This window comes from Microcoleus vaginatus HSN003 (genome assembly GCF_022701255.1).
Lineage (GTDB): Bacteria > Cyanobacteriota > Cyanobacteriia > Cyanobacteriales > Microcoleaceae > Microcoleus > Microcoleus vaginatus_B.
Window position 1 is genome coordinate 1011913 of the sequence record NZ_CP031705.1, and the last position, 11931, is coordinate 1023843.

At 46.3% G+C, this 11931-nt stretch carries 11 protein-coding genes; 2 read left to right on the forward strand and 9 right to left on the reverse strand.

Translation table 11 applies throughout. From position 1 onward, the window contains the following. Window positions 1-14 precede the first annotated feature (14 nt). From D0A37_RS04235 to D0A37_RS04270, 8 genes are all read right to left on the reverse strand, one after another. The gene (locus D0A37_RS04235) at window positions 15-362 is read right to left on the reverse strand and encodes an ABC transporter permease (protein ID WP_445242534.1); all 348 of its coding nucleotides are present in this window, start codon (window positions 360-362) and stop codon (window positions 15-17) included. Next, the gene (tnpC, locus tag D0A37_RS04240) at window positions 359-1804 is read right to left on the reverse strand and encodes an IS66 family transposase (protein ID WP_242715862.1); all 1446 of its coding nucleotides are present in this window, start codon (window positions 1802-1804) and stop codon (window positions 359-361) included. The genes D0A37_RS04235 and tnpC overlap by 4 nt, the downstream gene beginning before the upstream one ends. Before the next feature lie 49 nt (window positions 1805-1853). Beyond that, window positions 1854-2303: an ABC transporter permease gene (locus tag D0A37_RS04245; protein WP_445242476.1), complete on the reverse strand. Its 450-nt coding sequence runs from the start codon at window positions 2301-2303 to the stop codon at window positions 1854-1856. 251 nt (window positions 2304-2554) lie between these two features. Continuing rightward, on the reverse strand, window positions 2555-3598 hold the full coding sequence (locus tag D0A37_RS04250; protein ID WP_242721474.1) for a hypothetical protein: 1044 nt from the start codon (window positions 3596-3598) through the stop codon (window positions 2555-2557). Between the two features lie 505 nt (window positions 3599-4103). Then, window positions 4104-4958 carry a hypothetical protein gene (locus tag D0A37_RS04255; protein ID WP_242721477.1) on the reverse strand — a complete coding sequence of 285 codons (855 nt, stop codon included), beginning with the start codon at window positions 4956-4958 and terminating at the stop codon, window positions 4104-4106. Between the two features lie 63 nt (window positions 4959-5021). Next, window positions 5022-5198 (reverse strand): hypothetical protein, encoded by a 177-nt coding sequence (locus D0A37_RS04260; RefSeq protein WP_242721480.1) that lies wholly within the window; start codon window positions 5196-5198, stop codon window positions 5022-5024. Next, on the reverse strand, window positions 5167-6192 hold the full coding sequence (locus tag D0A37_RS04265; protein ID WP_242721483.1) for an ABC transporter permease: 1026 nt from the start codon (window positions 6190-6192) through the stop codon (window positions 5167-5169). The genes D0A37_RS04260 and D0A37_RS04265 overlap by 32 nt, the downstream gene beginning before the upstream one ends. Window positions 6193-6400: 208 nt before the next feature. After that, on the reverse strand, window positions 6401-6745 hold the full coding sequence (locus tag D0A37_RS04270; RefSeq protein ID WP_242721486.1) for a hypothetical protein: 345 nt from the start codon (window positions 6743-6745) through the stop codon (window positions 6401-6403). Between the two features lie 316 nt (window positions 6746-7061). Between D0A37_RS04270 and D0A37_RS04275 the strand changes: the two genes are divergently transcribed. Together D0A37_RS04275 and D0A37_RS04280 are read left to right on the forward strand one after the other, a co-directional pair. Further along, window positions 7062-7493 carry a hypothetical protein gene (locus tag D0A37_RS04275; RefSeq protein WP_242721489.1) on the forward strand — a complete coding sequence of 144 codons (432 nt, stop codon included), beginning with the start codon at window positions 7062-7064 and terminating at the stop codon, window positions 7491-7493. Further along, a complete protein-coding gene (locus tag D0A37_RS04280; protein ID WP_242721492.1) occupies window positions 7387-10782 on the forward strand; it encodes a PAS domain S-box protein in 3396 nt (1131 codons plus the stop codon). The genes D0A37_RS04275 and D0A37_RS04280 overlap by 107 nt, the downstream gene beginning before the upstream one ends. A gap of 55 nt (window positions 10783-10837) precedes the next feature. Here the strand turns inward: D0A37_RS04280 and D0A37_RS04285 are convergent, their stop codons facing one another. After that, window positions 10838-11905 (reverse strand): ABC transporter permease, encoded by a 1068-nt coding sequence (locus D0A37_RS04285; RefSeq protein ID WP_242721495.1) that lies wholly within the window; start codon window positions 11903-11905, stop codon window positions 10838-10840. Between the last annotated feature and the right edge of the window lie 26 nt (window positions 11906-11931).

Genomic DNA, 11931 nt, shown 5'->3' on the forward strand with positions numbered 1-11931 from the left:
ATAATGAGATAGTTTTAAAGTCTTCTTTCTACTCTCAGCATCCTGCGGTAAGAAAGCCAACCACCTGCAATCATGGCAATAGAAAATATGAATAAATACCAAAAGTGTTCTGCAATATCAGCCAAATCTTTGCCGTCAGCCCACACGCCCATCAGCGCTTCGTTCATGTGATAAATTGGATTGTACTGGGCGAGTTCCAGCAGACTTTGGGGAAAGAGTGAAGTAGGCAAAAATGCGCCTCCTAAAATCAACAAAGGAACGCCGAAAGCTGCTACTAGCGAGTTGACATCTTCAGTGCGCCTCGCAAACTGGGTGCCGAGAATAAAGCCTACACCTACATAAGATACAATGTAAGGATTCAGGTCTGAAAGAAGGGAATGAGGTCAGGCACAGGAAAGTAGTCACAAGAATGGGCAGAAATAGCCTGACGGAAAAAAGCCATTACTGAACGAGCTTGAAAACGACAGGTTTGAATCACACTCAGCAGATTAGCCGTTTCCTCAAATCGTTTCATCGAACGAGAGCCGCCAGAAACTTTCCGTTTAGTTACAGCTAGCCGTAGAGAACGTTCTGCTAAATTATTATCCGGAGGAACCGAGGGGTCATTGAGAAAATACCACCATTGTTCTGCCTTATCCCGTAAGGATTTTAGTAACAGACCTGCGGCATAACCCACAAGGCCGGGCCAAGTCGCCAAAGCTTGATTCAATCGTATTTTGAAATCCTGAGCCCACGAGTGGTAGGTGAGTAGATCCCTCGTCTTTCGCCAGGACTCATGGGCTCTAAAAGCTTCATCTATTAATGACAGAAATATTTGAGCGACTGCTGCATTATTATTGCCAGGAAGTCCCAGCACTTTCTTAAAATGCCGTCGTAAATGAGCCAGACACTTCTGTTGGGCTGCGACTTTCGCACCATTATAAACACTGAAATCATCTGAGCTTAAGACTCCCGCAAATTCTGTACCCAGCATGGTTTCTAATTCCACACGCCCCCTGGTATCTGCTGCATGAAATAAACAGAATCCTTCTCCACTAGCCGTCCATAGCCATTCTTTGACTCCCATGACACACCACGGCGTTTCATCTACATGAACGTTTGATTGTAGAGGTGCCCATTCCCACAGTGCATTTATCGCTGGCTTTACCGCTGCTGCTACTCGTTGATTGGTTTTTTGGAGTGTTCCCACTCCCACTTCTATCGTGCCGAGTTCCCACAACAATTCTGTCAGCTTGGCGTAGGAAAGATGTCCATAATTCCCCAGCCAGACTAAGAGTGCTTGGAGATTAACGCTCAAGTCTTGCCCTGGAATTATGCCCTGGGGTTGTTTTCCTCGAACTACTGCACCACATTCTAGGCATTTACACGATTGTGTCTGATATTCGACGACTTCAATTGGTTTTGCTACTAGACTGGCTACTTGCTGTCTGTGGATGTTAATTACTTCACTTAATTCTTTACTACCACAATTAAGACAGATGTCGGGCGAGCTAATTTCGGTTCTGTCTACTCGTCCAAACCCTTTTCGGGTTTTCCCTTGATGACCCGGTTGTCCGCCTGGTTTCTTTTTTGGGTCTGCTTCTGGTTTAACTGTTGGTTTCTCTGGTTTTTGGAGTAGCTCCGTTGATGGGGGTTTTGATGAAGTCTGACTGGTGGTTCGACTTTTGCCTGTAGCAATAGCTAGTTTTTCTTGCAATTCTTCAATGATTTTTTGCAGCCCCAACACAATTTCCACCAGTTCAGCTTGGCTCAACTGCTCTATCTCGGTTTTTTTCTGCTCTCTGGTGGCTGTGGGCTTTTTCATTCCTTTATTTTACCAGATGCCGCCACTTAAGTTTTTTTGACCTGAATCCTTACGATACAATACTCAGTAAAATAATCGCACATCCTAGCAGGATAGAGCCTTGGAATTGTGCTCCTAAACAAGAGGCGATCGTGTATACTAAAATTACCTGACCGATGCCGATGCAACTGTGAGCCAGGAAAATTCCTAAAAAGTAGGAAGTGCCGCTCAGCGGGGAAATAAACAAGCGTTTGAGGGTATGCTGTTCTCGCTCTGCTACTACTGTTGCTACGCTACCACCGAGACAGCTAAAAAATAAAGCCGCTCCTACTAAGCTTGCAGGTGCAGCAACTTCAAAGGCTTTGGCTGTGCTGAGATTAGCGCGTTCTTTTAAAATTAAACCGTTAATTAACAAGATAGAAACTGGAAAAATACTCCACAAGACTAAGCTGCGTCGCCGCCTCCCCAATTCAATTAAAATTCGCTGTGCTACTGCGAGCGTTTCGTACCAGTATTTCATAAGAAATCTATTAGTATTGTAAGAATGGGGAATTGGTAATGACGCCACCGCATATCATATCATAGAGATGCCAATAAGTTGAATTCTCAATAAAAAACCCGCCGACGCGGGTTTTGTGATTTTAGAGAGATAGGTTTTAACACCAGTTAAAGAAAAGAAGGGAACTTTAACAACTTTCAAAACCATATCGAATCAGTTATTCCCAATCGAAAAGCGAAAATTGTATAACTTGTCGCGGTTTCTCGCTGCTCTCAATTAATACTAAAGTTCTTACCTCTGTAGCATCCTTGAAAGGAAGTTAAACTGGTGCGGTTTGTCTGTTCCAATTTAGTCACCAGGGAGGAAGTATTGGAACTGCCAGCGGTAGCATCCAACTTGTAGATAAAGTCGCCGAGATTGTCTCCGGTTTCTTCGTAGCTGTGCTCTTCTACCGGAATTCCCGAAACTCCTGAAACAGTTTGGTTGTGGTATCCGTTAACGATAATTTTTTCGATAACTGCGCCTGGTTCTGCGGTAATGTTCCATTGCACGGGTTCATAAGCGGAAAGCGCGAGAATTATTGGCTTGTTTCGGCGTTCTACTTTGACTTCGATCGCCCTTTTAGATAAATCTCGGTTCTTGTGATCCGCATTGGCTTCGTAAACGCCTATTAAGTGAAGTTCTTTATTTCCGCTTGAGGAACCGATATAAGCTGAAAAATCGTTGGAACCGCCAAGCCCGCAGTTGGCGCCAGAACTAATTGGGGAAATAAAAGCTGCTTTTTCCGCTAGTTTCTGCTGCACCGCCGGCACTACCCACAATCCGGTGCCGACTCCTAAAGCACCTATCAAAGCGGCGGCGATACCGAAAGGAAGGGCATTTGTGAGGTTGCGAACAACTGGTGTTGCTGTTAGTTGAGATAGCCTTTGCTGCCAAGTTTCACCAGTTTGTCGATCGGCATTCCCGCCATCGAGACAGGCCAATAAACCTAAACTTTCCGGCTGTTCGAGCAGACTTTGAACTGTTTTCCCTTCGCCGACGTAGAGATTTCTAGTTGATGTGTCTAAAAGCAGCCAGTAGCGATCGCCCTCGCCGAGGTTGTACTCTTGTAGCGCAGGATCGACTAAATCGTGCTGCAAAAACACCAGCCAAGCCATATTATTGCCAGTGCCGACTGTTTTGCCGTCGCTGGATATAAGTTGGTCGATGTCTGGCTCCCAGCGCCAAGCTACCCAACGACTATCTCCTCGATAGCCGAGGGATTTTTCTAGTTGCGGATGAGCGGTTATTTCTAAGCGTTGAACTAAGTTTGACACTAGATGTCCTCCTCAAGTGCGATCGGGTCTAGAGCAATTTTGTTCCCATTTAAAACAAATATTTTGCTCATGAAGAGCCTCCGAATAATCGGGTTAATTTTGTCTGGCTAATGTTATCAGCCGGTACTTTCCAAACCACACTGGCTTAACCAAAATATGCCTGTTTAATGGTTTAGCTTGAGAACTTGGAGCTGGCGAGCACCCGCCTGGTAGGTAATAACTTTAACCTTTGCTGATAACTAATCCTGTTACGGATTAAAGCGGGCTATCTATCACTACTTCTACCTGGTTGTCCAGTTTTGAAATCAGTGCTTGGCCCATAGCGTCTACAAGTTCTTAGCTTAACTTTTATTTGGCTACTCTGCTACACAATATGCCGATCGTACCTGACATCAATATTAAGCAGGCAAATAAATATCCCGGCTTTCTCGCGGATGAACTATTCCTGAAAAAGAGAGGGTTTCAGAGAAACCCGGTTTCTGTAAAAGTTCTGACACTTCGCCTCTTACTGGCGGGGGCCATCAATCGCATCTCTAGTCGGTGCAACACCTCCAGGGCCAAAGGAACTCGGCGGCACTCTCGGAAGATTGAGATTGCGATTGGGAACTAAATCGCTGTTGCTGTCGCCAGCAGTTCCACCCGTGGGAGACGCACTATTATTGGGATTGGTATTCGGCGAAGTTCCCGGATTGAGATTATTCTGATTGGTATTCGGCGCAGTTCCCGGATTGAGATTATTGGGATTAGTATTCGGCGAAGTTCCCAGATTGGGATTATTGGGAGTGATATAGGGCGCACTTCCCGGATTGAGATTATTGGGATTAGTATTCGGCGAAGTTCCCGGATTGGCATTATTCGGATTGGTATTCGGCGCCGTTCCCGGATTGGCATTATTCGGATTGGTATTGGGGGCCGTTCCCGGATTGGCATTATTCGGATTGGTATTCGGCGCCGTTCCCGGATTGGCATTATTCGGATTTGTATTCGGCGCCGTTCCCGGATTGGCATTATTCTGATTGTTGGGATTTGCCGTGCCTGCAGGAGTAGTTATCGGCGTGCCGGCACCATCTACGGTGATGGCGTTGGGGTTCGGGGGAGCAGGTGGAGCGCCTCCATTGGGGTTATTTGCAGGAGCATTGGCGGGGTTGCCCGCAACCGGAGCAGCATTGCTGCCGCACAAGCTGACTAAATCAAAAGTTGTGCCGCCTGGAGTTTCAATGAAACAAACAGGCACATTTACTTGCGGGTTTGAGGCTCTGGGAAAATCGGCTGTTCCCGGCATGGGACGGCTAAAGGCAGCTTCAGCCATCAGTGGGGTCAAGGCCGCCGATAGAGCGGCGATTGTTCGCAATAATCTCATCAGCGTTTCCTCAAATGTATAATTTTATTTTCTCCAGTATTGCTCATTAATCGCTAAGTGTCGTCACTCTAAAAGCCGATCGATCTTTTGGACAACTGCTTCTACAGGGCGACCGCTGGCTAAAACATCTGGCGCAGGCAGAAAGGACAGGTAGAAAAAGCCCATAGTGACACATTCGCACATCCTTTTCCCTTCTTCCGTGATATTTTTAGTACCGAATTCGCGGATCGATGTAAGCATTCAAAATATCAATTACAATGCTGGCAATTACGACGATTGCCGCAAAAAATACCACAATACCTTGAACAGTTGGATAATCCCGCAAGCTAATCGCTTCGTAAAGGCGATTTGCCAACCCCGGCCAAGAAAAAGTAACCTCTGTTAAAATAGCACCGCCCAACAGTGCAGCAAAAGTCAATCCTAAGACAGTAATCACCGGAATTAGCGCATTTTTCAGAGCATGAGCCCATAAAATCTGGAATTCGGGAATGCCTCTGGCTCTAGCTGCTTCGACATAATCTGCTTGCAAAGTTTGCTTGAGATTCACTCTGACAATGCGCTCAAAAATGCCGCTCAAAAGAATCCCCAACGTCAAACTCGGAAGTGCCAAATAATGCAAAGAAGTGAGAAACTGACCAGGGTTAGCACTCAGGAGACTGTCAATAGTGTATAGTCCTGTGTAGCCTTCGGGAGCGGGGAATGTCACGGGAAAGCGAGTTCCCAAGGGAAACCATCCCAACTGCACTGCGAAAATCAACTGCAAAACCATGCCAGCCCAAAAAGCCGGCAGCGAGTAAGTGATAATGCCAAACAAACGGCCGACAGCATCGAAAATAGTGTTGGGGCGGGATGCTGCTAAGGAACCGATACTGATGCCGACAATTAAAGCTATGGCCATGCTACAAACTGCTAATTCCACTGTAGCGGGGAAATAATCTCCGATAATTTGCCACACGGTTTGTCCGCGAGTGGTGATGGAGGTTCCCAAGTCAAAGCTCAACAAGTCTTTCATGTATTTGAGATATTGCTCCCACAGGGGTGCGTCGAGGCCGAGTTGGGTTCGCATTGCTTCTTTGGCGGCTGCGGGAGCTCGTGAGCCGAGAATGGCATCTATGGGGTCGCCCGGAGTGGCCCGCAGCAGCAAAAATACTGCTGTGGTGATTGTCCACAACATTAGCGGTGCGAGGAGCAAGCGGAGAAAAATATAAGATTGCAGGGCTTTGGAACGAGACATAATATTTGGGAATTGCCAATTGCGAAGTCATTAGTCATTAATCAGATGTTGAAGGCATCAGGCAGATGGAAGGTAGAAGATGGCAGAAACAGATATTGTATATCTGCGACTTTCCTGTCGCGAATCAGGGGAATTGGGAATTGCTAATAGACAGTTGAGTTGATTTTTGCGAAAAAGTCGATCGACTTTTTCGCAATTGGCGATTTTCCTATTCGCCCAGCAGCGATTCAAAGGCGGCTTGCAAAGACTTGATATCGCCTACTCTGGCTACTAACAAGTTTTCGCTGCCGGCATCCTGCAGCCTGTGTCTCCAATACTGGATGCTATCGGAGTTGTTCATCCAGAAACTAATCACGGTGTCTACAACTCGATCGACATCCCAGCCTCGGTTAGGAGAAACTGTCTCTACGGATGCCACAAACGCATCAAGAGTACACTTCCGGTTTGCCAAGTATTCTACACCGGACGGCTGCTGTTGTTGCAGCAATTCCTGCTGCTGGTTAAAAAATGTTAAAGTTGGAGATACGCCCAGGATTTCAAATGTATAGTTCATGTCATCCTCCACAAGTATTATTTTGCCCCAATGTTGAGCGTCCAAAAAAGCCAAAAACGCTTTACTTGGCTGCTTTTGATGGAATGCAGATGCTTCAATTATCCTCTTTGTAGTCAATCGGGATTTGGGCCGCTTATCTTATTAATAGCAAATTTTTTAACATCAGATTGTCACAGAATTTACATTTGTCCTGCCACTGTAGAAAAAAATAAAATCAAATTTTTATTAAGCAGGTCTAAGGAAGACAAGGCCCACCCGGAGAAAGTGAGCTTATTTTAGATTTAAAAGTTTAGATTAAAAAATTGAATAATTGGCAATGACTGAGGACAACCAGGGTGAGGATCTGGAGCCTAAAGTTGCTTTTTTTACGGGGTATGACTTTTTGACCGGGAGTCTGCAGAGCGATCGCCACATTCTGGCCAGTAGTGGCATGATTAATATTACCAGTTTTTACAGTAGCGGTGGAAACCTCAGCCCTGTTTTGAGCGATCGGCTACCCCACTTCACTATTGCTGTACAATTTTGTAACTTATATCGAGGGCATCTTTATAAACGACAAACGATACGTAAACTAGGTAGGTGTCAGAATATTGATGTTATTGAAAAGTCTGAACAGTTGTCTGATGAAAAGCTCGCCCAAGATGTCCCTGAGCCTAGTTTTGTTGATACCCCTGGTGGTGCAAATCTCCGTAGCAGTCGGCGTGACGGGATGGCTGTCGTTTCGCAACGGCCAGAAAGCCGTCAATGACCTTGCTACTAGGTTAAGCTTGGAAGTCGCAGCGAGGACGAAAGAAAATTTCCGCAGTTTTGGGGATGTGTCTCATTTATTTCTGCAAATGAATACTGCTGCGATCGCCTCTGGAAACTTAGATCCGGAAGACTTCCCCAACTTAGAGCGCTATTTGTGGAACCAGACCAAGCTGAGCGATCGAACTACAACCATCTACTACGGCGACGAACAGGGCAAATTCCTCTTGCTCAGGCGAGAAGCAGAAAACTTAGTATATATCAGAGACGAATCAACCGCTCCAAACCGCCAAATTTATCGCCTGGACAGCCAAGGAAATCGCACTGAGCTAATCCAAACCGTTGCCTATGACCCCCGTACTAGACCGTGGTACAAAGCTGCCAAACAGTCAGGAAAAGCCACTTGGTCTCCCATCTACGTCTTCGCCGCCCCGCCAGTTCTCGGCATTACGCCGGTGATGCCTATTTACAATGAAACAGGAAACCTGCGGGGGGTATTGGCAATTGACCTGACTCTTTCTCAAATCAGCGATTTTCTCAAAAGCATCAAAATTAGCCCGTCGGGACAAGTTTTCGCGATCGAACGCAGCGGCGAAATAGTCGCCAGTTCCACAGACGAATTGCCCTTTGTCACCGACAAAAACGGACAAAAACGGCTGTTGGCGACACAGAGCAAAAATTTGCTAATTCGATCGTCTTCCACATACTTGCAAAAACGATTTGGCAGTTTTGAACAAATTGACAGCCAAGGACAGTTTACCTTTGATATAGACGGCAAACGTCAATTCATTACCGTTGCTCCCCTGCAAGACGGCCGCGGGCTCGATTGGTTGATTGTAGTGGCAATCCCGGAAGCAGACTTTATGGAGCAAATTAACGCCAACACTCGCACAACTATCTTATTGTGCTTTTTTGCATTCGTACTGGCGATCGCACTCGGAATTTTTACCACTCGCTGGGTTGTCAAACCGATTACCCGATTGCTGGAAGCTTCCAAAGCTTTAAAAAAAATGTCCGAATCATCCGACTTCACCTCCGCAGAATTAAACGGCGAAGTCGAAGTTCAAGGCGTCAAAGAACTCGGCCTTCTAGCTCAGTCTTTCAATCAAATGGCCCGACAACTGCGATCGTCTTTTATTGCCCTAGAACAAACCAACTCTAGTTTAGAACAGCGAGTAGCAGAGCGGACTGCCGAACTCGAAGCGGCCGAAGCAGAATTGCGGGCTTTGTTTGCAGCTATGAACGAATTAATTATAGTTGCGGACTCCACCGGGCGCTATTTAAAAATCGCGCCCACCAATCTTTCTCTGCTCTACAAACCAGTCGAAGAATTAGTTGGAAAAACAGTCACAGAGGTGTTCCCGCAAGCTACAGCCGACTATCTTCTCAACCACATCCGAGCAGCTTTAGATACTCAGCAAACTGTCAGCATTGAGTACGATTTAACCATTGACGATCGCGAACTTTGGTTTGCCGCCAGCATTTCACCGCTTTCAGAAGAATCCGTCATTGTGGTAGCCCGCGACATTACCGAAGAGAAGCGAGCCGAATCGGCGCGACGCCAAAGGCAAAAACAATTGCTCAAACAAAATACGGTTTTGGTAGAATTGGCAAGAAATAAAGCGCTATATCGAGGCGATTTAAAAGTAGCTTTGAGGCAAATCACCGAAGCGGCGACTCATACCCTACAGACAGAAAAAGCTGGCGTGTGGCTGTATGATGAGAGTCGATCGAAACTGCAATGTATCGACCAATTTAGCCGCAGCAACCACCAGCATTCCCAAGGTAATGAACTCGCAGCAGCCGACTATCCAGCTTATTTTCAAGCTTTGGAAGAACACCGGACGATCGCAGCCAGGGACGCTCTCTCAGATATTAGAACTAGAGAATTTGTGGAATCTTACTTTGCACCAATGGGTACTACATCAACCTTAGATGCGCCGGTGCGACTGGGAGGACAAACAGTGGGAGTCATCTGTATCGAACAAGTGGGAACTACTCGCAACTGGACATTAGAAGAACAAAATTTTGCTGCTTCCCTGGCAGATTTAGTATCATTGGCGATCGAAGCCAGCGAGCGCGATCGTACACAAATCGCTTTGCGTCAAGCAGAACAAAAATATCGCAGCATCTTTGAAAATGCCGTCGAAGGCATTTTTCAAAGAACCCCCGAAGGCGACTTCTTGAGCGTAAATCCAGCTTTAGCCCGCATCTACGGCTACGCCACTCCCGAAGAATTGACATCAAATCTCACCAACATCAGACACCAAGCTTACGTCAATCCTCAGCAGCGCGAAAAGTTTATGCGAGTGATGGAAGAATTCGGAGAACTTTCGGGGTTTGAGTCAGAAGTTTACCGCGTTGACGGCAGTGTAATTTGGATTTCCGAAAGCGCGCGTGCAGTGTGCGACGGCGACGGCAAGGTACTCTACTATGAAGGCAGCGTCGAGGATATTAGCGATCGCAAAGTCTTTGAATCCGCCTTGCAACTCGCCCTAGAAGCAGCCGAAGCCGCTTCCACCGCAAAAAGCGCATTTTTGGCAAACATGAGCCACGAACTGCGAACACCTCTGAATGCCATCATCGGCTACAGCGAAATGCTCCAAGAAGAAACCGCAGAATTGGGTTACGATGAACTCACCCCAGATTTAGACAAAATCCGCACTTCCGGCCGACACTTGCTATCGCTAATTAACGACATTCTCGACATTTCTAAAATCGAAGCCGGTCGCATGGATCTTTACTTAGAAACCTTCGACATCGCCGCCTTGATTCAAGATGTCGCCTCCACCGCCGCGCCGCTAATTGAGAAAAACGGCAACACTCTAAACTTGGATCGAATTACGAATATCGGCACTATGCACGGTGACATTACCAAAGTGCAGCAGATTTTATTAAATTTGCTGAGCAATGCTGCCAAATTCACTCAAAACGGTACAATTACCCTCACAGCCAGCCGAGAAAAAAGTGCGGGCAACAGTAGCGAAGCTAAACAAGAAAACACTTCTGAACCTGCGGCAAGTTCTCAATATTCAATTGCTAGTAAAGAATTTTTAGTTGTTCATTGTACAGATACAGGAATTGGGATGACTCCCGACCAGTTGCAGCAAATTTTTCAACCTTTTACTCAAGCAGACGCTTCCACCACGCGCAAGTACGGCGGCACCGGTTTGGGACTGGCAATCAGCCAGCGTTTTTGCCTCATGATGGGCGGCAATATTTCAGTAAAAAGTCAGGAGGGCGTTGGTTCTACTTTTACCATTCGCTTGCCGGTTAATCTGCAAAATTAGGGCGCGTAACTGTTACACCGGCTCGGCCTGGGAACGAGAAATTACTAACTCCCAATTACCTTTGAATGCTTCTCGGATCGAGAGCATCCCGCAACCCATCTCCCAATAAATTAAACGCCAAAACAGTCAAAATAATCAGTATCGCCGGAGGCCAAACCAACCAAGGCTGCAACACTAAAATTGAAGCATTAGTAGACAGAGATAGCAAATTTCCCCAAGAAGGATCGGGCTGTTGAATTCCCAAGCCAATTAAACTCAAAACCGACTCCGCCACAATAAAACCCGGAACCGCCAAAGTAGCAGAAATAATTACATAAGTTGCAGTTTGTGGCAACACGTGGCGGACAATAATATAAATTGGATTAGCACCCATTGCCCGCGCCGCTTGCACGAATTCTCGCTGTTTAATTGACAGTACCTGACCGCGAATCACCCGCGCTAAACTCGCCCAACTGATAAATGAAGTAATCAGCACAATCAATATAAATCGCTGAGCACTTGTCAATCCCGGTGGCAATACTGCTGCTAGCGCTACTAATAAATAAAGACCGGGAATCGTCATCAATACTTCTGCAAATCGCATTAAAATACTATCAATCCAACTGCCAAAATAACCAGATATTCCTCCAATTAACAATCCCAATGGAAAAGAAATTGCTATGCCAACTAAACCGATACTGAGGCTAATTCTGCTGCCGTGTACTAAGCGACTGAATTGATCGCGAGCTTGTTCATCCGTGCCTAAAAGGTTAATTTGAGCTTCTCCTGTAGTGCCAAACAGGTGCCTGTCGAAAGGCAAAAATCCTAAAAATTTATAGGGGGAAGCTGTGACAAACAAACCGAGAGCAGAGGGTTTTTCCCAGTCTACAATTACCTCGCGAGCGCCCGTATTCGCATCCACTGGGCCCTGAGTAGTCGGATAAACGTGGGGCCCGATAAAGCGCCCGTCTGGGGTGCTTAAATAAATCTGAGTCGGCGGCAGCAAGGAAGCGTTTAATTGAGAGTCGTAGGGGTCGTAAGGGGCCACAAATTCGGCGAAAAGTGCGACTGTATAAAAAATTAACAGTAGCACGGCTCCCAACCGAGCTAGAGGATTTTTTCTAAGATTTTGCCACCATTTCATAAGTTTTGGGGTTGGAGATTTTAAGT

What these genes read in the sequence shown, in the direction of transcription:
- D0A37_RS04285 (WP_242721495.1), bottom strand. Translation starts at nt 11,905, where the DNA reads ATGAAATGGTGGCAAAATCTTAGAAAAAATCCTCTAGCTCGGTTGGGA.
- D0A37_RS04260 (WP_242721480.1), bottom strand. Translation starts at nt 5,198, where the DNA reads ATGCTTACATCGATCCGCGAATTCGGTACTAAAAATATCACGGAAGAA.
- D0A37_RS04255 (WP_242721477.1), bottom strand. Translation starts at nt 4,958, where the DNA reads ATGAGATTATTGCGAACAATCGCCGCTCTATCGGCGGCCTTGACCCCA.
- D0A37_RS04270 (WP_242721486.1), bottom strand. Translation starts at nt 6,745, where the DNA reads ATGAACTATACATTTGAAATCCTGGGCGTATCTCCAACTTTAACATTT.
- tnpC (WP_242715862.1), bottom strand. Translation starts at nt 1,804, where the DNA reads ATGAAAAAGCCCACAGCCACCAGAGAGCAGAAAAAAACCGAGATAGAG.
- D0A37_RS04280 (WP_242721492.1), top strand. Translation starts at nt 7,387, where the DNA reads ATGTCCCTGAGCCTAGTTTTGTTGATACCCCTGGTGGTGCAAATCTCC.
- D0A37_RS04245 (WP_445242476.1), bottom strand. Translation starts at nt 2,303, where the DNA reads ATGAAATACTGGTACGAAACGCTCGCAGTAGCACAGCGAATTTTAATT.
- D0A37_RS04275 (WP_242721489.1), top strand. Translation starts at nt 7,062, where the DNA reads ATGACTGAGGACAACCAGGGTGAGGATCTGGAGCCTAAAGTTGCTTTT.
- D0A37_RS04265 (WP_242721483.1), bottom strand. Translation starts at nt 6,192, where the DNA reads ATGTCTCGTTCCAAAGCCCTGCAATCTTATATTTTTCTCCGCTTGCTC.